The organism is Escherichia sp. HH41S (assembly GCF_009820115.1).
Taxonomy (GTDB): domain Bacteria; phylum Pseudomonadota; class Gammaproteobacteria; order Enterobacterales; family Enterobacteriaceae; genus Escherichia; species Escherichia coli_F.
This window is the reverse complement of sequence record NZ_VNXE01000079.1, coordinates 1-21006: the sequence shown is the minus strand read 5'-3', so window position 1 is coordinate 21006 and position 21006 is coordinate 1. Positions and strand designations below refer to the sequence as shown.

The 21006-nt window shown below is 51.9% G+C and carries 30 protein-coding genes; 29 read left to right on the top strand and 1 reads right to left on the bottom strand.

The genetic code is table 11. The features are described 5' to 3' along the window. The 3 genes from FQZ95_RS15690 to FQZ95_RS15685 form a co-directional block, all read left to right on the top strand. A partial coding sequence (locus FQZ95_RS15690) for a M15 family metallopeptidase (protein ID WP_160530409.1) occupies positions 1 to 146 on the top strand: 146 nt, incomplete at its 5' end. Between the two features lie 14 nt (positions 147 to 160). Next, on the top strand, positions 161 to 343 hold the full coding sequence (locus tag FQZ95_RS26180) for a hypothetical protein (protein ID WP_143363447.1): 183 nt from the start codon (positions 161 to 163) through the stop codon (positions 341 to 343). Between the two features lie 47 nt (positions 344 to 390). Further along, entirely contained in the window at positions 391 to 564 is a 174-nt protein-coding gene (locus FQZ95_RS15685; protein WP_237428020.1) for a hypothetical protein, read from the top strand. A gap of 42 nt (positions 565 to 606) precedes the next feature. Here the strand turns inward: FQZ95_RS15685 and FQZ95_RS15680 are convergent, their stop codons facing one another. Next, positions 607 to 813 (bottom strand): hypothetical protein, encoded by a 207-nt coding sequence (locus FQZ95_RS15680; RefSeq protein ID WP_033873286.1) that lies wholly within the window; start codon positions 811 to 813, stop codon positions 607 to 609. Positions 814 to 874: 61 nt separating this feature from the next. On the opposite strand from FQZ95_RS15680, the gene FQZ95_RS15675 reads away from it, so the two are divergent. From FQZ95_RS15675 to FQZ95_RS15550, 26 genes are all read left to right on the top strand, one after another. After that, positions 875 to 1225: an HNH endonuclease gene (locus tag FQZ95_RS15675; RefSeq protein ID WP_160449935.1), complete on the top strand. Its 351-nt coding sequence runs from the start codon at positions 875 to 877 to the stop codon at positions 1223 to 1225. 147 nt (positions 1226 to 1372) lie between these two features. Then, positions 1373 to 1855, top strand: coding sequence for a phage terminase small subunit P27 family (locus tag FQZ95_RS15670; protein ID WP_024182462.1), 483 nt, complete (start codon positions 1373 to 1375; stop codon positions 1853 to 1855). Beyond that, positions 1855 to 3612, top strand: coding sequence for a terminase large subunit (locus tag FQZ95_RS15665; protein WP_063102392.1), 1758 nt, complete (start codon positions 1855 to 1857; stop codon positions 3610 to 3612). The genes FQZ95_RS15670 and FQZ95_RS15665 overlap by 1 nt, the downstream gene beginning before the upstream one ends. A gap of 11 nt (positions 3613 to 3623) precedes the next feature. Then, a complete protein-coding gene (locus FQZ95_RS15660) occupies positions 3624 to 3806 on the top strand; it encodes a hypothetical protein (protein WP_160530408.1) in 183 nt (60 codons plus the stop codon). After that, a complete protein-coding gene (locus tag FQZ95_RS15655) occupies positions 3806 to 5047 on the top strand; it encodes a phage portal protein (protein WP_160530407.1) in 1242 nt (413 codons plus the stop codon). Before FQZ95_RS15660 ends, FQZ95_RS15655 begins: the two co-directional genes overlap by 1 nt. Further along, complete coding sequence (locus tag FQZ95_RS15650) at positions 5025 to 5675, top strand: HK97 family phage prohead protease (RefSeq protein ID WP_001193623.1); 651 nt, start codon at positions 5025 to 5027, stop codon at positions 5673 to 5675. The genes FQZ95_RS15655 and FQZ95_RS15650 overlap by 23 nt, the downstream gene beginning before the upstream one ends. A gap of 13 nt (positions 5676 to 5688) precedes the next feature. Further along, complete coding sequence (locus FQZ95_RS15645; protein WP_160530406.1) at positions 5689 to 6915, top strand: phage major capsid protein; 1227 nt, start codon at positions 5689 to 5691, stop codon at positions 6913 to 6915. A 46-nt stretch (positions 6916 to 6961) separates the two neighbouring features. Beyond that, positions 6962 to 7285, top strand: coding sequence for a head-tail connector protein (locus FQZ95_RS15640; RefSeq protein ID WP_160530405.1), 324 nt, complete (start codon positions 6962 to 6964; stop codon positions 7283 to 7285). Further along, positions 7282 to 7698: a phage head closure protein gene (locus FQZ95_RS15635; protein WP_000702447.1), complete on the top strand. Its 417-nt coding sequence runs from the start codon at positions 7282 to 7284 to the stop codon at positions 7696 to 7698. The genes FQZ95_RS15640 and FQZ95_RS15635 overlap by 4 nt, the downstream gene beginning before the upstream one ends. Beyond that, a complete protein-coding gene (locus FQZ95_RS15630; protein ID WP_001076770.1) occupies positions 7664 to 8188 on the top strand; it encodes a hypothetical protein in 525 nt (174 codons plus the stop codon). Before FQZ95_RS15635 ends, FQZ95_RS15630 begins: the two co-directional genes overlap by 35 nt. After that, positions 8185 to 8748: a phage tail terminator protein gene (locus FQZ95_RS15625; protein WP_021558833.1), complete on the top strand. Its 564-nt coding sequence runs from the start codon at positions 8185 to 8187 to the stop codon at positions 8746 to 8748. Before FQZ95_RS15630 ends, FQZ95_RS15625 begins: the two co-directional genes overlap by 4 nt. Positions 8749 to 8757: 9 nt before the next feature. Beyond that, a complete protein-coding gene (locus tag FQZ95_RS15620) occupies positions 8758 to 8919 on the top strand; it encodes a DUF2635 domain-containing protein (RefSeq protein WP_000497743.1) in 162 nt (53 codons plus the stop codon). Beyond that, positions 8916 to 10412, top strand: a complete 1497-nt coding sequence (locus tag FQZ95_RS15615) for a phage tail sheath subtilisin-like domain-containing protein (protein ID WP_160530404.1) — start codon at positions 8916 to 8918, stop codon at positions 10410 to 10412. Before FQZ95_RS15620 ends, FQZ95_RS15615 begins: the two co-directional genes overlap by 4 nt. Beyond that, entirely contained in the window at positions 10412 to 10768 is a 357-nt protein-coding gene (locus FQZ95_RS15610) for a phage tail tube protein (protein WP_001062340.1), read from the top strand. Before FQZ95_RS15615 ends, FQZ95_RS15610 begins: the two co-directional genes overlap by 1 nt. Further along, positions 10768 to 11097, top strand: coding sequence for a phage tail assembly protein (locus tag FQZ95_RS15605; protein WP_160530403.1), 330 nt, complete (start codon positions 10768 to 10770; stop codon positions 11095 to 11097). The genes FQZ95_RS15610 and FQZ95_RS15605 overlap by 1 nt, the downstream gene beginning before the upstream one ends. Before the next feature lie 84 nt (positions 11098 to 11181). Continuing rightward, on the top strand, positions 11182 to 13131 hold the full coding sequence (locus FQZ95_RS15600) for a phage tail tape measure protein (RefSeq protein WP_160530402.1): 1950 nt from the start codon (positions 11182 to 11184) through the stop codon (positions 13129 to 13131). A 67-nt stretch (positions 13132 to 13198) separates the two neighbouring features. Continuing rightward, positions 13199 to 13681 (top strand): hypothetical protein, encoded by a 483-nt coding sequence (locus tag FQZ95_RS15595; protein WP_160530401.1) that lies wholly within the window; start codon positions 13199 to 13201, stop codon positions 13679 to 13681. Positions 13682 to 13727: 46 nt separating this feature from the next. Further along, a complete protein-coding gene (locus FQZ95_RS15590; protein WP_160530400.1) occupies positions 13728 to 15119 on the top strand; it encodes a DNA circularization protein in 1392 nt (463 codons plus the stop codon). After that, positions 15116 to 16171, top strand: a complete 1056-nt coding sequence (locus FQZ95_RS15585) for a phage baseplate assembly protein (protein WP_001066647.1) — start codon at positions 15116 to 15118, stop codon at positions 16169 to 16171. The genes FQZ95_RS15590 and FQZ95_RS15585 overlap by 4 nt, the downstream gene beginning before the upstream one ends. Next, on the top strand, positions 16171 to 16704 hold the full coding sequence (locus tag FQZ95_RS15580) for a phage baseplate assembly protein V (protein WP_001013088.1): 534 nt from the start codon (positions 16171 to 16173) through the stop codon (positions 16702 to 16704). The genes FQZ95_RS15585 and FQZ95_RS15580 overlap by 1 nt, the downstream gene beginning before the upstream one ends. A gap of 5 nt (positions 16705 to 16709) precedes the next feature. Further along, entirely contained in the window at positions 16710 to 17123 is a 414-nt protein-coding gene (locus FQZ95_RS15575; protein WP_001542822.1) for a phage GP46 family protein, read from the top strand. Further along, positions 17116 to 18198, top strand: a complete 1083-nt coding sequence (locus FQZ95_RS15570; protein WP_000785587.1) for a baseplate J/gp47 family protein — start codon at positions 17116 to 17118, stop codon at positions 18196 to 18198. The genes FQZ95_RS15575 and FQZ95_RS15570 overlap by 8 nt, the downstream gene beginning before the upstream one ends. Further along, positions 18198 to 18788 carry a YmfQ family protein gene (locus FQZ95_RS15565; RefSeq protein ID WP_160530399.1) on the top strand — a complete coding sequence of 197 codons (591 nt, stop codon included), beginning with the start codon at positions 18198 to 18200 and terminating at the stop codon, positions 18786 to 18788. The genes FQZ95_RS15570 and FQZ95_RS15565 overlap by 1 nt, the downstream gene beginning before the upstream one ends. Beyond that, on the top strand, positions 18775 to 19815 hold the full coding sequence (locus tag FQZ95_RS15560) for a phage tail protein (protein ID WP_160530398.1): 1041 nt from the start codon (positions 18775 to 18777) through the stop codon (positions 19813 to 19815). Before FQZ95_RS15565 ends, FQZ95_RS15560 begins: the two co-directional genes overlap by 14 nt. Positions 19816 to 19817: 2 nt before the next feature. Beyond that, complete coding sequence (locus FQZ95_RS15555) at positions 19818 to 20363, top strand: tail fiber assembly protein (RefSeq protein ID WP_160530397.1); 546 nt, start codon at positions 19818 to 19820, stop codon at positions 20361 to 20363. Between the two features lie 23 nt (positions 20364 to 20386). Next, the coding region (locus FQZ95_RS15550) for a prophage tail fiber N-terminal domain-containing protein (RefSeq protein ID WP_202384157.1) at positions 20387 to 21006 on the top strand (620 nt) is incomplete at its 3' end.

Genomic DNA, 21006 nt, shown 5'->3' with positions numbered 1-21006 from the left:
GCAGCCAGGTGTCATGGGACTGGCCTCTGTACGAGAAAATCGCGCAGGCATTTAAGCAGGCTGCCGCAGAGCTGGGAACTGTCATCGAATGGGGCGGGGACTGGACCAGTCTGAAAGACGGGCCTCACTTTCAGTTGAAACGCTGATAACCAGGTGTGTTATGAGCCGAAAACACTGGACACACAGAGTGCCGCGAACGACGGCGAAATGGGCACTGGTAGCGATACTGGTGCCTTTTTTCCTGGTGGGATGCGTCAGCCTGGATAAGGCGCGCCAGCTTTTCGATACAGCTTCTCAGGTCTGTGAAATTGTCGACGGTGTCCGGCAGTGTATGCAGAACTGATCGCCTGATAATTGTTTTACTAAGGAGAAATGATGGAATCGCCAATTATGAAATATTTCAATTATGAGCATCTTCCGACTTCGTTAAAGGAAGTGAGTAAGCCAATTGGTGAACTGGCAAGAGTAATGGATGAATCTTTGCCAGACGGTCCGGAAAAGTCGGCTGGGTTACGTAAATTGCTTGAAGCAAAAGATGCTCTGGTGCGAGCGAAACTGGGTTAAGGCATTACAGCAGCCCTTCAGCCGAGGGGCTGCAATAATGCTTTAGTTGTCTTTCATAAATCCTTTAATGACCCATCCCACAAGCCTGGTGATGCTGTACACAAACAAGGCAATTATCAGAGATACAAGGATATCAAACAGTGAGAATCCTTGCGTATCCGTTGTTGAAAATAAAAGACTAAAGATGAACACCAGAATGGCCAACAGAATACCTACCCGGTGAAAGCCTTTAGAAATCATGTTTTTCATTTGTCCTCCATATTTGTTTTTTTAAAGGGTGGGCATTTTAACATCAGAAGGATGAAGTTCTATGCCATCACGAATACCCCGCGCCTGCCGTAAGCGTGGATGCGCAGGTACAACCACAGACAGTTCTGGTTACTGCGATAAACATCGTGGTGAAGGATGGGCACAGCATCAGCGCGGACTGAGCCGCCACCAGCGTGGATATGGCTCGAAATGGACGGTGATTCGAGCCCGTATTCTGAAGCGCGATAAAGGTCTGTGTCAGTTGTGTCTGTGTGTCGGTGTGGTGCGCGAGGCGAAAACTGTCGACCACATCATCCCGAAAGCACATGGCGGAACAGATGCAGACAGCAACCTGCAGAGTCTGTGCTGGCCCTGCCACAAAGCGAAAACAGCGCGTGAACGAATAAAGTGATAATTATTCTCACTTGTGGGGAGGGGCGGGTCAAATCCCTGCAGCCATGGCTGTCCGGGACCGCCCGCCAACCCTTCTTCGCATCGCCGCAGGTTCGAAAACTTTTTTTTGGGAATGCGATCAAACGATTGATAGGTAAAACCGATTATGTCAGGACCCCCGAAAACCCCGCCACGCCTGCATTTGATACGAGGCAACCCCTCAAAGCGCCCCGTTAAAGACCCAAAAAAAACCGCTAAAAAGGATGAAAAAGGTCTCCCTAAAATTCCGCAGCATTTAGGGGCGCAGGGGAAGTACTGGTTCAGGCGAATGGCGGAAGAACTGAATGCGGAAGGGATCATTTCTCAGCTTGATGCGCGTGCACTCGAGTTACTGGTGGAAGCCTACACCGAATACCGGCATCACTGCGAAACACTTGATGCTGAGGGTTATACCTACCGCACGGAAACGCAGAACGGTGATGTGCTGATTAAGGCACACCCGGCTGCTGCGATGAAAGCGGATGCCTGGAAGCGGATCCGGGCGATGCTTGCAGAGTTTGGTATGTCACCGGCAAGCCGGGCGAAAGTAAATACCGCCGGACCGGATGATGTTGATCCGCTGGCGGAACTTTTAAAAGCGAGAGACTGATGGCAAAAGTGGCTGACGGGATCCGCTACGCCGAACGTGTTGTTGCAGGAGAAATTGTCGCTGGCGAATTTGTCCGTCTGGCCTGCCAGCGTTTTCTTGATGATCTGAAGTACGGCGAAGAGCGGGGGATTTATTTCAGTGAACCCCGTGCGCAGCACATCCTGAATTTCTACAAATTTGTGCCCCATGTAAAAGGGGCGCTGGCAGGCCAGCCCATTGAACTGATGGACTGGCATGTATTTATCCTCATTAATATTTTTGGTTTTGTCATTCCGCTGGTCAATGAAGAGACCGGGGAAGTTGTCATGCGCAGCGATGGCAGCGGACGTCCGGTGATGGTGCGCCGGTTCCGGACGGCGTACAACGAAGTTGCCCGTAAAAACGCAAAATCAACCCTGTCATCGGGTATCGGCCTGTATATGACGGGGGCAGATGGTGAAGGCGGGGCTGAGGTGTATTCAGCTGCAACCACGCGTGACCAGGCCAGAATTGTGTTTGAAGACGCCAAAAATATGGTCAGAAAAGCCCGGTCGACACTCGGGCGATTGTTTGATTTCAACAAGCTGGCGATTTACCAGGAGCAGAGCGCATCAAAATTTGAACCGCTTTCCTCGGATGCAAACAACCTGGACGGTCTGAACATCCACTGCGCCATTATTGATGAGCTGCATGCACATAAAACCCGTGATGTGTGGGATGTTCTGGAAACGGCAACCGGTGCCCGTCTGCAGTCCCTGTTATTTGGTATCACTACGGCAGGCTTTAACAAGGAAGGGATCTGTTACGAGCAGCGTGATTACGCCATTAAGGTATTGCGTGGCTATAACAGCAACGTGGAGGGCGCGGTAAAAGACGACTCCTACTTTGCGATCATTTACACGCTCGATGAGGGAGATGATCCGTTTGATGAAACGGTCTGGCAGAAAGCGAATCCCGGCCTGGGCATCTGTAAACGCTGGGATGATCTGCGTCGTCTGGCGAAAAAAGCGAAGGAGCAGGTTTCAGCGCGGGTGAATTTTTTCACGAAACACATGAATGTGTGGGTCACTGCCGAATCTGCCTGGATGGACATGATTAAGTGGGAGAAGTGCGAATATATTGCTCCACAGCATGAGCTGAAAACCTATCCCATGTGGGTCGGCGTCGACCTTGCTCATAAGATTGATATCTGTGCGGCGGCAAAACTCTGGCGAACCGATAACGGACATGTTCATGCTGATTTTAAATTCTGGCTCCCGGAAGGACGGCTGGAGCGGTGCTCGCGGCAGCAGGCAGAACTTTACCGGAAATGGGCCGAGATGGATAAGCTCATCCTGACGGATGGTGATGTTATCGATCATGCTCAGATAAAAAGTGACTTACTGGAATGGATTGGTGGTGAAAACCTGAGGGAGCTGGGATTTGATCCGTGGAGCGCAATGCAGTTCAGTCTGGCGCTGGCTGAAGAAGGGATACCGCTGGTGGAGGTTCCGCAGACGGTCCGCAATCTGTCAGAGGCCATGAAGGAAACGGAATCACTGGTCTATGCCGGGCGTTTTCACCACAGCAATCACCCGGTCATGAACTGGATGATGTCTAACGTTACGGTAAAACCGGACAAAAACGACAATATCTTCCCGAACAAATCCACGCCGGAAGCCAAAATCGACGGTCCTGTTGCGATGTTTACAGCAATGAGCCGGATGCTGGTCAATGGCGGTGAACCGGAGCCGGATCTGTCTGAGCATCTGGTCAGCGTTGGTATCCGCTCGCTTTAACCGAGGTCATTATGTTTCTGATAATTCTCACGCCACTGGTGGGCGTGCTGGGGGCGCTTTTGCTGGCGTATGGCGCCTGGCTGATTTATCCCCCGGCAGGTTTTGTTGTTGCCGGGGGGCTGTGCCTGTTCTGGTCGTGGCTGGTTGCTCGTTATCTCGATCGCGGTCAGCGGGTCGCCTCCGGAGGTGAGTAATGTTTTTCCAGGGGCTTTTTCAACGCAAAAATAACACTCCCGTTACAACACCCGGGATGCTTGCGGAAGAGCTGGGATTGTCATACGACACCTATACCGGAAAGCGGATCAGCAGTCAGCGGGCCATGCGGCTGACGGCGGTGTATTCCTGCGTCAGGGTGCTGGCGGAGTCTGTTGGTATGCTGCCCTGTAGTCTCTACAAAATCACCGGCACCCTTAAAACACGCGCGGTGGATGAACGACTGCATAAGCTGATTTCGGCAAAACCCAATGGCTACATGACGCCGCAGGAATTCTGGGAGCTGGTTATCGTCTGCCTGTGTCTGCGGGGGAATTTTTACGCCTACAAGGTGAAGGTGCTGGGGGAAGTTGTGGAGCTTCTTCCGATAGATCCGGGCTGTGTGGAACCGAAGCTGAACAGCCAGTGGCAGCCGGTTTATCAGGTGACGTTTCCGGATGGTTCCGTGGATGTGTTGACCCAGGATGAAATCTGGCATGTGCGCACCCTGACGCTGGACGGACTGGTCGGGCTGAATCCCATTGCGTATGCGCGTGAGGCCATTTCACTGGCAGCGGCAACTGAGGAGCACGGTGCCAGACTGTTTGGTAACGGCGCTGTGACATCCGGTGTGTTGCGTACGGATCAACAACTTTCTGATCAGGCTTATGCGCGTATCAAAAAGGACTTTGAGGAACGGCATGTCGGGCTGGGAAATTCTCATCGTCCGATGATTCTGGAAATGGGGCTGGACTGGAAAACGGTGGCACTGAATGCCGAGGACAGCCAGTTCCTGGAAACCCGCAAGTTTCAGCTGGAAGAAATCTGTCGCCTGTTCCGCGTACCGCTGCATATGGTGCAGAACACCGATCGCGCCACCTTCAACAATATTGAAGAGCTGGGGCTTGGTTTCATTAACTATTCCCTTGTGCCGTATCTGACCCGTATTGAACAGCGGATCAATACAGGGCTGGTCAGGGAGAGCAAGCAGGGGAAGTTTTACGCCAAATTTAATGCCGGAGCATTGTTGCGTGGCGACATGAAATCCCGCTTTGAAGCGTATGCCACGGGGATCAACTGGGGGATTTATTCCCCTAATGACTGCCGTGATCTGGAAGATATGAATCCCCGACCGGGCGGTGATGTGTATCTGACACCGATGAACATGACCACCAGTCCCTCTGCTGGCGATGACAACGGTAAGAAAAAGGAGAGTGGAGATGCAGACAAAACAGCGTCTTGATATACCGCTGAACCTGAAATCCGTCAGTGATTCCGGGGAATTTGAAGGTTACGGTTCTGTTTTTGGTGTTAAGGACAGCCACGATGATGTGGTGGTCCCCGGAGCCTTTACCACAACACTCCAGAAATGGAGCGAAAAAAAGGCGCTGCCTGCGTTGCTCTGGCAGCACCGCATGGATGAGCCCATCGGTGTGTACACCGAAATGAAAGAAGATGATGTCGGGCTTTATGTCAGGGGACGATTACTCATTGATGATGATCCCCTGGCAAAACGTGCACATGCCCATATGAAGGCCGGTTCTTTAACCGGCCTTTCTATTGGCTACATCCTGAAAGACTGGGAGTACGACCGGGAAAAAGGGGTATTCCTGCTGAAAGAGATCGACCTGTGGGAGGTCAGTCTGGTGACGTTTCCTTCCAATGATGAGGCACGCATCAGCGATGTGAAAAATGCGCTGGCGCGTGGGGAGATCCCTGATCAGAAAATTATTGAGCGGGTCCTGCGCGATGTTGGACTCTCGCGAACCCAGGCCAAAGCATTCATGGCCGGGGGGTATGGCGCTTTATCCCTGCGTGATGCTGAGGATGTGGATGCCGCACTGAATGCACTGAAAAATCTTAAATTTTAATCAGGAGTAAATAATGGCTGTTGATATTAAAGACGTGGAACAGGTCGCGCAGGATTTGCAGCAGAAGTTTGACGATTTTAAGGAAAAAAACGACAAACGCATTGACGCGATCGAACAGGAAAAAGGCAAGCTGGCCGAACAGGTGGAAAGCCTGAACGGGCAAATCAGCGAGCTGGAGAACCTGAAAAGCGACCTGGAAAAAGAGCTGGCAGACATCAAGCGTCCGGCAGGCGGCACGCAAAATAAAGTTGCCAGTGAACACAAAGAAGCGTTTATCGGATTTATGCGCAAGGGGCGTGAAGACGGTCTGCGTGAGCTTGAGCGTAAGGCGCTGCAGGTGGGCAATGATGAAGATGGTGGTTATGCCATTCCGGAAGAACTGGATCGTACCATCCTGACGCTGCTGAAAGATGAGGTGGTGATGCGCCAGGAAGCCACTGTGATCACTCTCGGTGGCTCGGATTATAAAAAACTGGTGAATCTGGGCGGCACAACGTCCGGATGGGTGGGGGAAACGGATGCACGTCCGGAAACCGCCACCTCAAAACTGGGTCTGATTGAACCCTTTATGGGGGAAATCTACGGCAACCCGCAGGCCACCCAGAAAATGCTCGATGACGCTTTCTTCAATGTGGAAGACTGGATCAACAGTGAGCTGGCGCTGGAATTTGCCGAACAGGAAGAAATTGCCTTTACCAGTGGCGACGGCAGCAAAAAACCAAAAGGTTTTCTGGCTTATGAGTCCACCGATGAAGATGACAAGACCCGTGCGTTTGGCAAACTTCAGCACATCGCTTCCGGCGCGGCTTCCGGCGTGACTGCCGATGCGATCATTAAACTGATTTACACCCTGCGCAAGGCGCACCGCAGCGGCGCGAAGTTCATGATGAACAACAGCAGCCTGTTTGCCATTCGTCTGCTGAAGGATAACGACGGAAATTATCTGTGGCGTCCGGGTATTGAGCTGGGTCAGCCTTCTTCTCTGGCAGGGTATGGCATCGTTGAGAATGAGCAGATGCCGGATATTGCCGCCGATGCAAAAGCCATTGCGTTTGGTAACTTCAAACGCGGCTATACCATCGTTGACCGCATCGGTACCCGTATCCTGCGCGATCCGTACACCAACAAACCGTTTGTGGGTTTTTATACCACCAAGCGAACCGGCGGTATGCTGGTGGATTCTCAGGCGATTAAGCTGATGAAAATTGGGGCTGCAACCCGTCAGAAAGCCGCTGCGTAATGCGGTTTTTTTTGTGCCCGCGTAATGGCGGGCACAGGAGGAAAATATGCTCCTGAAAGAAGAGGAGATTAAATCTCATCTCCGGCTCGATGATGGTTTGTACAGTGACGGCGATTTTCTGCAATTGCTGGCACAGGCGGTACAGAAAAGAACAGAGACATACCTGAACAGGAAGCTGTACGCACCGGAAGAGACGATTCCGGAAGATGATCCTGACGGGATGCATCTGACTGATGACGTTCGTCTGGCAATGCTGATGCTGGTCAGTCATTTTTATGAAAATCGCTCAACGATCACCGATGTGGAGAAACTGGAAACGCCAATGAGTTTCAGATGGCTTGCTGGCCCTTACAGGATTGTCCCGCTATGAAAATCAGGCAAAGTCAGACCAGTGCCACTTACCTTTTACCGGATCCCGGAGAGCTGAATCGCCGAATAAAGATCCGCCTTCGGGTGGATGAACCCACCGCTGATTTTGGTACGGAGCCGACATATACGGAGTCGTTTGATGTCTGGGCAAAGGTGGCTCAGCCAGGCGCTGCCGCTTATCAGGGCTCAGTGCAGACAGAAAATATCGTTACGCATTATTTTACGATCCGTTTCCGTCACGACATCACGGCAGATCATGAGGTGGTTTATTACGGTCAGGAGTACCGGATCCGGCGAATACGCGACCTGAACGGTCAGCGGCGTTTTTTATTGCTGGAATGTGAAGAACTGCGTACAGCGCGACGACGGGGTGAATGCCATGAATCAGACAGCATTTTTACACGTCGACTTTAAACAACCAAAGGAGCTGGAGTTTAATCGCGCCCGTCTGCGTCGGGCATTTGTGCAGATCGGGCGCGTCTATATGCGCGACGCAAGACGTCTGGTGATTAAACGCGGACGATCCGGTCCGGGAGAGAACCCGGGATATCAGACCGGGCGTCTGGCCCGCTCCATCGGTTATTACGTTCCCAAAAAAACGACGCGTCGCCCCGGACTGATGGTGAAAATTTCTCCTAACCAGAAAAACGGGCAGGGGAATCGCCGTTTCCCTGAAGGCGCACCCTATTATCCGGCATTTCTGTATTACGGCGTTCGCCATTCAGCTTATGGAATGGATAAAAAGGATAAGCGGCAGAAGAAGCACCATTCTTCGGCTTTCCGGCTGGCCCCGCGTAATAACTTTATGGCTGACGTTATTGAGCGGCGGCGTCACTGGACGCAGGAACTGTTGTCCCGTGAGCTGCAGCGTTCGTTACGTCCGGTAAAAAGGAAGCATAAATGAAACTGACAACAATAATTGCGGCGTTGCGTGAGCGATGCCCGCGTTTTGAGAATCGTGTTGGTGGTGCGGCGCAGTTTAAGGCGATCCCTGATGCCGGAAAACTGCGTCTGCCTGCTGCCTATGTTGTCCCCTCTGACGATGCGCCGGGGGAACAAAAATCACAGACCGATTACTGGCAGGATTTGACAGAAGGCTTCTCCGTTATTGTTGTGCTCAGCAATGAGCGTGATGAAAAAGGGCAGTGGGCAGCCTATGACGCCGTTCATGATGTCCGTAGAGAACTCTGGAAAGCCCTGCTTGGGTGGATGCCGGACCCGCAGGGGGGCGAGATTGTTTATGCCGGTGGCACGCTGCTGGATCTGAACCGTTACGAACTGTATTACCAGTTTGATTTTACGGCGAAGTATGAAATCACGGAAGAAGACACGCGACAGGCAGAGGACGTGAATGCTCTGCCGGATTTATCCCTGCTGAGTATTGATGTGGATTACATTGATCCTGGTACTGGCCCGGATGGTGACTTTGAGCACCATCTGGAAATGCGTTTCCCTCAGAAATAAGAGTCCCTCATGTTTGTGAAACCCCTGAAAGGGCGGTCGGTTCCTGACCCTGCCCGTGGAGATCTTTTGCCTTCTGACGGGCGAAATGTGGAAGAAAACAGCTACTGGCTCCGCCGTATAGCGGCGGGTGATGTGGTACGTGTTAAACAGGATAAGGCTAAAGAATCATGACAATAAGTTTTAGTGCTGTTCCGTCGGATACGCTGGTGCCGTTGTTTTACGCCGAGATGGACAATTCTGCGGCAAATACAGCAGTGACCAGCGCGCCTGCATTATTGATCGGGCATGCCAGCAACGATGCCGCCATTGAGGTTAACAGCCTGGTGCTGATGCCGTCGGCAGATTATGCCCGTCAGATTTGTGGGGCCGGGAGCCAGCTGGCGCGTATGGTTGACGTCTACCGTCAGACAGATCCTTTCGGTGAACTGTATGTTATTGCAGTACCGGAAGCCAGAGGGGCGGCGGCGACGGTCAGGGTGACAGTTACCGGAGAAGCAGAGGAAAGCGGCACCCTGAGTCTGTATGTCGGGCGCTCCCGTGTACAGGTGCCTGTGGTGAATGGCGATGATGCTACTGCGGTTGCCACCGCGATTAAGGAAGCGGTAAACGGGGTTATCACCCTGCCGTTTGCGGCGTCATCTGATGCAGGTGTGGTGACGCTGACTGCCCGCCATAAGGGGCTGTATGGTAACGAGTTGCCTGTCTGCCTGAATTATTATGGTTCTGGTGGTGGTGAGATTCTGCCTGCGGGGCTTCAGGTTGTGACGGAAGCCGGAACTGCGGGTAGTGGCGCGCCTGATCTTACTGCCGCTGTTGCTGCTATGGGCGATGAGGCATTCGACTTTATCGGTCTGCCGTTCAACGATGCCGCCTCCATCAATATGATGATGACCGAAATGAATGACAGCAGCGGTCGCTGGAGTTATGCGCGCCAGTTATACGGGCATGTCTATACCGCAAAACTGGGAACGCTGTCAGAGCTGGTTGATGCCGGAGATATGCATAATCAGCAACATATCACGCTTGCCGGTTACGAAAAAGAAACCCAGTCGCCTGTCGATGAACTGGTTGCCAGTCGCCTTGCCCGTGAAGCGGTATTTATCCGCAATGACCCGGCCCGTCCGACACAGACGGGGGAACTGGTGGGGATGCTTCCGGCACCGAAAGGTAAGCGATTCATCATAACAGAGCAGCAGACCCTTTTATCTCACGGCGTGGCGACGGCTTATGTGGAAGGCGGCACGTTGCGGATCCAGCGTTCCGTAACCACCTACAAAAAGAATGCATATGGCGTGGCAGACAACAGCTATCTGGACAGTGAAACACTGCATACCAGCGCATACGTTCTTCGCAAACTGAAATCGGTCATCACAAGCAAGTACGGACGTCACAAGCTGGCAAATGATGGTACCCGTTTTGGTCCGGGGCAGGCAATTGTCACCCCTGCCGTTATCAAAGGGGAGCTTCTGGCGACATATCGTCAGATGGAGCGTGCCGGTATTGTGGAAAATTACGATCTGTTTAAACAGTATCTGATAGTTGAGCGTGATGCGGATAACCCGAACCGACTGAACACGCTGTTCCCGCCGGATTATGTTAACCAGTTACGTGTCTTTGCGGTGGTTAACCAGTTCCGTCTCCAGTATTCAGAGGAGTCAGCATAATGGCAAAGATCGCCGGAACCTGTTTTTTTAAAGTGGATGGTCAGCAGTTATCGCTGACAGGTGGCATTGAAGTGCCGATGAACACCAATGTCCGGGATGATGTCGTCGGCATGGCTGGTGATGTGGATTACAAGGAGACCTGGCGGTCACCTTACGTTAAGGGCACGTTTAAAGTGCCCAAAAATTTTCCGGTCGACAAAATTACCACCTCAGACCAGATGACGATTACTGCCGAGCTGGCAAACGGCATGGTGTATGTGCTTTCGGCGGCCTGGCTGCATGGCGAAGCAAACCATAATGCCGAAGAAGGTACGGCAGATCTTGAATTCCACGGCGAAGAGGGAGGATATCAGTAATGAGCGTGACAGAAATTGTTTTAAAAAAACCGGTGACAGCGCATAACGAAACGCTGCATGTGCTGGAGTTGCGTGAACCCACGTATGACGAAATCGAGGCCCTGGGTTTTCCTTTCATTATTTCCGGTGAGGGCAGTATTAAACTGGACAGCCAGGTGGCGCTGAAATATATCCCGCTGCTGGCGGGGATCCCGCGTTCATCGGCGGCGCAGATGGCAAAACTGGATATTTTTAAGACCAGCATGCAGATCCTGCGTTTTTTTACCCAGTTGGAGACGGAAAGCACCTCCGGAAACGACTCTACAATGTCGCCTGGTTCTGGAAGCTGAATCCACTGGAACTGCGACGGGTGGCTATTTCGCAGTTTACAGAACTCGAAGCCGAGGCCGTCCGCATTAATGAGGAGATGAAGCATGGCTGACAGTTTTCAGCTGAAGGCGATCATCACTGCCGTGGATAAGGTGTCGGCACCGCTGAAGGGGATGCAGCGCCAGCTGAAAGGCTTTCAAAAGGAGTTTGCCAGTCTGTCACTGGGCGCAGCGGGTGCCGGAACCGCAGTACTGGGAGCGCTGGCGCTCCCGGTCAAATCTGCCATTGCCCTTGAATCAAAAATGGCGGATGTCCGAAAAGTGGTGGATGGTCTGGATACGCCGGAAGCGTTTAAGGCAATGACGGAACAGGTGCGCGACCTGTCAACAGAACTGCCCATGTCGGCGGAAGGTATCGCCGAAATCGTGGCGGCGGGCGGTCAGGCTGGCATCGCCCGTGACGAGCTGATGCAGTTTACTGACGACGCCGTGAAGATGGGGGTGGCCTTTGACACCACGGCGGAAGAATCCGGTCAGATGATGGCACAGTGGCGCACTGCCTTTAAACTGACACAGGGAGAGGTGGCAGGACTTGCGGACAAGATTAACTATCTTGGTAATACCGGTCCTGCAAGTGCGAAAAAGATTTCTGATGTTGTGACCCGTATTGGTCCTTTAGGCAGTGTTGCGGGTGTGGCCTCCGGAGAGATTGCCGCAATGGGGGCAACCATTGCCGGAATGGGGGTGGAATCAGAAATTGCGGCGACGGGGATAAAGAATTTTATGCTGTCGCTGACAGCGGGGGATTCTGCCACCAAATCGCAGAAAAAAGTGCTCCGCTCATTGCGCATTAGCCCGAAAAAACTGGCGACGGATATGCAGAAAGACGCCCGCGGGGCCATGCTGCACGTACTGGATTCTCTGGCGAAATTACCGAAAGAAAAACAGGCCGCCGCGCTTAATGAGTTGTTCGGCAAGGACTCTTCCGGATCCATCGCGCCGCTGCTCACGAATCTGGATTTGTTGCGAACCAATTTTAATCGAGTGGCGGATGCGCAGCAGTATGGCGGCTCAATACAGAAAGAATATGCCGCCCGTGCCGCGACGACGGAAAACCAGTTGTTGCTGCTGCAGAACCAGATCAATGCGATTTCTTCCACGTTGGGGGAAACCTTCCTGCCTTCACTCAATGAAGGCATAAAAGAGATGAAGCCTTTTCTGGAAGAAGTGCGCACGTTTGTCAGAGAAAATCCTGAGGTCGTAAAAACCATCGCGAAAACGGGTGCGGCATTACTGACGATGGGCGTGGCGATTGGCACATTGACACGCATAACAAAAATCATGGGTAGCGTGATGAATATGACACCGGCAAAGGGACTCATTACGTTACTGGTAGCGGGGGCGTATCTCATTATTGACAACTGGGAAACGGTCGGGCCGGTTGTGAAAAAAGTCTGGCAGGAGGTTGATCAGGTTGTCAGGGCAATGGGGGGATGGGAACAGGCAGTAAAAACAATAGCAACGGTTTCTGCCCTGTATATTGGTGTGAAGGCGGTGGCAGCCATTCGTGCAGCAACAGTCGCCCAGAATCAATGGACAACGGCGGCAGGAAAAACGGCGCTGAAATTAAAGGGGCTTGGTAAGATCAGTCTGATTGGTGGATTGCTTGAACTGGGCATGATGGCGCAGGAGTTTGAAAAAGAACATCCCTGGCTTGTTAAAAATTTTGTGGCTGATGCACTGAACAGTGGATTTGGTCTGAATGATAAGTTCGACGAGTGGGGCAAACAGTTCCATGATTTTGTCTATGACATGACCGGATGGCAGATGCCACGTGGTGATGGGTATTTATCTCCGGATAAACGCTACACCCCGAATGTATCACTGGAAAGGAATCAACTGTTAAGCCTTTCATCGTCACCGGCAACCCGCAGCGAACTTAAGGTGACGTTTGACAACGCGCCGCCGGGAATGCGTGTCATAGATTTGCCGAAAACAGGCGATCCCTTTATGAAAATCACCCATGACGTTGGGTATTCTCCATTTAAAAGGTGAGTTCTTTTTTTGTGGTGAGAGATGAGGCAAAATTATCGCGTAACATGCTAACAATGGAGTTTGTTTTGTGATAAAGCCATTTTTAATGACAGTTGCAATATTAACCTCTTGCTGTGCTCAGGCGAAAATACTAACAAATAAGGAGATTGCTTCACGATTTATTAATAACGTTAAAACATCTGCATATAATGATGTTGACTTGGATACAGATGGATTCAGACAACTGAGGATATCGTGCCCATCCCCTTCTGCCAGCGGTGCGATTATATTGAGAAAAGCTTCTTATGAATTCGGCAAAAGTATAGGTGTATTTGATTTTGCAAACAATGCATCACCAGCGACGATGACACATCTGATCCCAATACATAAAGATGATGATTTTGATTCAGATACTGTTGGTTTTACATTTGTGTTCAAGATGCCAAGAGGCCAGTTTTTTGTAGATGTAAAAGAAAACGGGAATATCAGAGCTGGAGTTAATGTTAATGGCGAGTCTGGAGTGACCTACGAAAATTGCAAATTGAATATGAAAGATATTAGTGATGATTAATATATAAGCCGCCAGAAATTGGCGGTTTTTTTATAGTGGAGACAGTATGGACTTACCTTCTTTACCTTCTCTTTCTTCACTCCTTTCTGCATCTTCAGGTATCAATTGGCGCGATAATCTTTACGACGCTTCATTTCGTGGCGTTCCGTTTTCGGTGGAAAGCGACGAGGGTTCGTTCGGACGCCGCGTTCAGGTCCATGAATACCCAAACCGTGACAAACCGTACACGGAAGATCTCGGGCGTGCCACGCGACGGCTGACGATTAATGCGTATCTCGTTGGTGATGATTACGCAGAGCAGCGCGATCGGCTGATTACAGCGATTGAAACCGCCGGGCCGGGTACACTGATCCATCCGCAGTTCGGTGAAATGCAGGGTTGTATTGACGGACAGGTGACCGTTTCTCATTCCAGCACGGAAGGCCGTATGTGCCGGGTTTCATTTCAGTTTGTTGAGAGCGGGGAACTGTCATTCCCGGTCGCCGGAGCCGCAACCGCCAGAAAACTGGAGGAGTCGTCCGGATTCCTGGATGAGCTGATTGAAGACATGTTCGGCGATTTTGATCTCGCGGGAATATCGGACTTTATTCAGAACGATGTTATTGCCCGGGCAACCGATATGCTGGGAACCGTTCAGACAGCTTTCAAAATGGTTAATTCGGCTGTTTCTGCCGGAGCGAGACTACTGCAGGGCGATTTATCCGTCATTCTGATGCCGCCGTCGGTTGCCAGTGATTTTGTGCATACGTTGCAGGATACCTGGCGGGCAGGAACCAGACTGGTGGGTAACACACAGGATCTGGTGCAGTCCATAACGACAATGTCAGGTATTACGCTGGATCCAGGACTGGCACCGCGTGCTGTGTGGCCCACAGATTCCGCATCGGTTGTCAGGCAAAAACAGCAGACAAATCTGGTGGCTGCAGTCATCCGGACGACGGCAATCAGCGAGGCTGCAAGGGCGGTCACTTCACTGCCGCAACCCGGAAGTCTGGTGAAAAATCAGCAGGCGGTTGTGGCTGTTGGTGGTTCCACTGAACGTCAGTCCGATATTATTCATGTTTCTCATCCGGCACTTGACAGCGTGGCAGCCAGCACAGAGCAGGATGAGACAGCGCAACCACCCACGCGGGAAAATCTCACCATCATACGCGAATCGCTGAACGCGGCAATTGAACAGGAGCTCAGGCGTACGGCGGATGACAGTCTGTTTTTTCAGCTGACGTCATTACGTACAGAACTGAACCGGGATATTCAGGCCCGTCTGGTTCAGACGGAGGAAACCGCAGAGCGAACGCCAGCGGAGGTTCTTCCTGCGCTTGTTCTGGCTGCGTCATGGTACGACGATGCGTCCCGTGAAACTGATATCCTTGAGCGAAATGCCATCTCTCATCCGGGCTTTGTTCCGGTCAGGGCATTAAGGGTACCCGTCAGATGAATAATACCGTTTTACTTCGGGTTTCCGGTCGCGAATGGGGCGGCTGGACATCCGTCCGTATCAGTGCGGGCATTAACCGTATTGCCCGGGATTTTAATGTCGCCATTACCACCCGCTGGCCCGGAAGCCGGGATTATCAACCCCGGATAAAAAATGGTGAGCTGGTTGAAGTGCTTATCGGGGATGAGCCCGTGCTCACCGGATATGTGGAGGCGTTACCGCTTCGTTATGACGCCAGCAGCGTCAGCATGGGGATTGTCGGGCGAAGCAAAACAGCCGATCTGGTTGACTGCTCTGCTTTGCCAGTCCAGCAGAGCGGAAAAAACCTGCTCAGAATCGTCAGTGAACTGGCTGCGCCATTTGGCATCACCGTTGTTGACGCCGGTGTGCCGCAGACAGCGGTGATTGATGCCCAGCCGGAACACGGCGAAACCGTTGCCGATTGTCTTAACCGGTTGCTGGGGCAGGTTCAGACGTTGGCTTATGACGATGAATGCGGTCGACTGGTTCTGGGGAAACCCGGAACAGGCAAAGCGGCGACAGCACTGGTGCTGGGAGAGAATATTCTTTCCTGTGATACGGAAAGAAGCATCAGAGAGCGGTTTTCTGAATATCAGGTCAGTGGGCAGCGCCCGGGCAACGATGATGATTTTGGTGAGGCCACCATTGCCGCAATACGTCAGACCATTCAGGACAGTGGTGTGACCCGTTATCGCCCTTTGTTGATTCAGCAGTCAGGCACAGCAACGACAGCAACCTGTAAGGCCCGTTGTGAATTTGAAGCGCGCCAACGGGCTGCACTTACCCGTGAGACAACATATACAGTTCAGGGCTGGCGGCAGGGCAGTGGCGCGTTATGGCGTCCGGGGTTATCTGTCATCGTTTTCGACCCGCTGAATAATTTTGATAATGATGAACTGGTGATCGCAGAAGTCACCTATAACCAGGACGACCGGGGCACGACGACTGAATTACGGGTTGGCCCGGCAGATGCTTATCTCCCCGAGCCTGTTACCGCCAGGAAGAAAAAAAATGTTGAGGAGGATTTCTGATGAACGGGTTTTCTCTTCGCAATCTGATTTCCCGGGCTGTCATCACGGCGGTGGATTCCGCCAGAAAGTGTCAGTCTGTAGGGTTGAAAATGATAGCCGGAGATCAGAAACAACACGTTGAACACCTTGAACCTTATGGTTTTACATCTGCCGCACAGAACGGTGCTGAGGGCGTTGCTTTATTCCCGGCGGGCGATCGTTCGCATGGTGTGGTTGTGGTCGTGGCTGACAGACGTTACCGGTTGAAAGGACTGAAACGTGGGGAAGTGGCGCTTTATGACGATCAGGGGCAATCCGTTGTCCTGACTCGTTCCGGTATTGTGGTGAACGGGGGCGGGAAGCCCATTATTTTTCAAAACGCGCCTAAAGCGCGCTTTGAAATGCCTGTCGAATCCACCGCTGATATTACTGACAATTGCGACAGTGGCGGACTCAGCATGCAGCAAATGCGGCAGACCTACAATGCCCACAAACACACCGAAAATGGTGATGGTGGTGGGATCACTGACACGCCAGATCAACCGATGGGCTGAAAATCATGATGATTAATGTTAACGGGCGAACCGTGTCGACCGGGGCTTCGCTCGACCTTCTGACGCGTGCTGTGATTATTTCGCTTTTTACCTGGCGGCGTGCAGGGCGTGATGATGATGCACCGCAGATATTTGGATGGTGGGGGGATACCTGGCCTACGGTTCAGAATGATCGCACGGGGTCGCGTCTGTATCTGTTGCGACGCAGCAAGCTGACAAATAAAACCCCGCAGCTTGCCAGAGATTATGCCCGTGAAGCGCTGGCGTGGATGGTGGAGGATGGTGTTGCTTCCCGTCTTGATATTAACGCTGTCAGGACCGGGACAGACTCGCTGGCACTTGCCATTACCATTTACCAGCGTGACGGCAATATTCACAACATTATTTTTGATGATATCTGGAGTGAACTGAATGGCTGACAGTCAGTTTTATCGCCCCGGCCTCCCGCAACTTATTTCTATGATCCGGAGCGATTTATTAACCCGCTTTGAGCAGGATACGCTGCTTCGTCGTATGGATGCGGAAGTGTATGCCCGTGTACAGGCTGCAGCCGTACACACGTTATACGGGTATATCGATTATCTTGCCAGAAATCTGTTGCCGGACATGTGTGATGAAGACTGGTTGTACCGGCACGCCAGAATCAAACGCTGCCCGCGAAAAGATGCGGTGGCAGCCCGGGGATTTGTGCGCTGGGATGGCGTAGAGGGGACGCCGGTATTGCCAGCGGGAACGCAGATCCAGCGTGATGATCAGGTGACCTTCACCACGACGGCGACGGTGACCGCAGCCGATGGTCTTCTCCGGGTGCCTGTTGTGGCAGACGAACCGGGATCGGCGGGGAATACGGATGATGGTATTGCCATGCAACTGGGAACACCCGTCAGTGGTCTGCCGTCCACAGGGTACGCGGACACCATTACAGACGGTGAAGATATTGAAAATCTGGAAATATGGCGTGCCCGCGTTATGGAACGTTATTACTACATTCCACAGGGGGGCGCAGACCCTGATTATGTTATCTGGGCGAAAGAAGTTCAGGGTATTAACCGTGCATGGACTTTCAGACACTGGAAAGGCATTGGAACGGTTGGCGTGATGGTGGCGACAAACGATCCGGAACACCCGGCCCCGGATGAAAGCGTGATTAACGCAGTCAGGGACCACATCCTTCCTCTGGCACCTGTTGCCGGAAGCGGATTGTATGTATTCGGTGCCACAGAAAAAGTCATCCCGATGACGATTGCGTTATCGAAAGACACACCGCAGATCAGGGCGGCAATAAAATCAGAACTGAATGCGCTGATGTTCCGGGATGGTGTGCCGGAAGGGCGCATGTATCTGTCCAGAATCAGCGAGGCTATCAGTTTATCTGCAGGTGAGGTGGCCCATCGACTCATCGACCCTTCATCGGATATTGACCTGGGGGAAACTGAGCTTCCGGTACTCGGGGAGATCACATGGCAGGCTTATGACCCGGTAAGGAGTAAATAATGGATACGTTACAGGATGATTATACAAAATTGTTGTATGGCCTGATGCCGCCGGGACCTGCATGGTCAGATACCGACGGTGTACTTGACGGTCTGGCACCATCGCTTGTGCGTGTTCACCAGCGGGCTGATGAACTGGTGATTGAAATCGATCCCGGTCAGTCCACAGAGCTGATTGAACGTTATGAAGAATTGTATGGTTTACCTGATTCCTGTTCCCCTGTCGGAACCCAGACATTACGCCAGCGTCAGCAACGTCTTGAAGCAAAAGCCAATGTGGCTGGTGGCATAAATGAGCAGTTCTTCCTGGATCAGCTTGAGGCGCTGGGATATACCGGCGTGACGATCGAACAGTTCCAGAATCTGGATGCAAGCCCCGATCCGGAATGGGGAGAGCGCTGGCGTTATTTCTGGCGTGTGACGTTACCAGTGGATGCTGGCGCGCAGTGGCAGACATGTACGGATGCCTGTAACACACCGATCCGGACGTGGGGCGATACGATTGCGGAGTGCGTGATTAATAAATTATGTCCGTCACACACCGTCGTTTTATTTTCCTATCCAGACGAGGATGAAGATGCACAGGATTGATACGCTGACAGCGGTAAAAGATAAGTTTGGCCCGGGCAAGAACGGATTTACTGATGGAAATCTTCGCACAGGACGTCTTGCCACCTGGCTGAACAGTGCCATGTGGGATGCCATTCAGGAGGAAATCTGTGGTGTCATTGAGAAGGCCGGGATAGAACTGAATAAAGAAGAACACGATCAGCTATATAAAGCCATATTATTACTGGTGGGTGGTGCAATTAACGAAGAGGCATTGCTGATAAAAAATAACCTTTCGGATGTGGAAGATAAGGATGAGGCTGTTGAAAACCTCGGATTAAAACCCACGGTGGACAAGGCAAAAAATGCCGTTCAGCGTGATGGTGACACCATGACCGGAGAACTAAAAATCCGTGGTGTTAATGCGCTGAGGATTTTCAACGACGCTTTTGGCCTGATTTTTCGTCGTTCGGAAGAGTGCCTGCACCTTATTCCAACACAGGAAAACCAGGGTGAAAATGGCGATATTGGTCCACTTCGCCCGTTCACTATTAATCTGCGGACGGGTGAAATATCCATGTCGCATAAAGTGTCTGTTGGCGGTGGTTCGCAGGTCAATGGTGCGCTGGGTATCGGCGTTCAGAACGCGCTGGGCGGAAACTCAATTGCTTTCGGGGATAACGATACCGGCCTGAAACAGAATGGTGATGGCCTGCTGGATGTTTATGCCAATGGTCAGCACGTATTCCGTTTTCAGAATGGCGCGTTACAAAGTAACCGGGCAGTGAATGTTTCAGGACGGGTAACACCGTCAGACTACGGAAACTTTGATGCCCGTTATCAGCAGCGAAATGGCGGCGTGCAGGATGTGCGTTATGGTTCCGAAATGTATTACAACCCGGGAGGTAACCAGGTATCCTGGACATTTCGCTCACCTTCAGGCCACGGGTTATCCGGTATTAATGTGCAGGAAACCGGAAGTAATTCGGCAGATAACATCGGCGGCGTGTATTACCGACCGCTTCAGAAACTGATTAACGGTACCTGGTATAACGTGGCGAGTGTTTAACAATGTTGCATTTAAAAAATATTACTGCGGGTAACCCGAAAACCGCGGAACAATATCAGCTGACAAAAAAATATGGTATCACCTGGCTTTTTTCGGAAGACGGCAAAAACTGGTATGAAGAACAGAAGAACTTTGCCAGTGACACCATAAAAATGGTTTACACCGGAGACGGGCGCGTGGTGTGGGTCGGTAAGGATGTGACAGGTATTGAACCCCGTAACGCCAGTGTTATTGAAGTTCCTGATATTACCGCTAACCGCCGCATTACCGCACTGGGTTACTGGTTCTACCGCAATGATGAATTTGTTTTTGACTACAAACTTAAAGCGGAAGATGAGCGCGATGCTCTGTTAAAACAGGTCAGCATCATGACCAGCGAATGGGAAAAAGACCTGCTGCTGGGATTAATCAGTGACGAAGACAGGGAGAAGCTGAAAGCGTACCGCATTTACGCGAAATCGCTGCAGGCGATGGATTTCAGCCCCATCACTGATAAAGCTTCATATAACGCCATTGAATGGCCTGCCTCTCCGGAAACCTCTTCCTGATTTAATTTATCGCGAGAAAAACTATGTCTGTAGTGATATCAGGTGCGCTGATAGATGGCGCAGGCATCCCTATGTCCGGATGCCACATAATTCTGAAATCCCGGGTAAACACCTCAGAAGTGGTGATGCGCACAGTTGCTGACGTGGTGACAGGAAACTGTGGCGAGTACTGTTTTAAGGCGCAGACCGGAAAATATTGCGTATATCTGAAACAGGACTGGCGCGATGAGTACTGTGTTGGCGACATTGCTGTATACGATGACTCAAAGCCCGGCACGCTGAACGACTTTCTGACTGCCCTTGATGAAGGCGACCTCAAACCCGACGTGGTGAAACGCTTTGAGGAAATGGTGGCGCAGGCGCAGCAGAGCGCGGAAGCGGCAGCGGAAAGCGAACGACAGGCCGGGCAACATGTCGCTGATGCGCAGAAGATTAAGAGGGATTGCCAGACGCTGGCGGATAACGTACAGCAGAATGCAGAATCCGTTGCCGAAGATAAAAAGCAGGTGGCACAGCTGGCATCATCTGCTACACAGGATGCCGCCCGGGCAGAACAGGCGGTCAAAGATGCCGATAAGATAGTCCAGAAAGCGGTCGATAAACTTGCTGATGCCGCAACGCTGACCGGTGAGGCAAAAGCCAG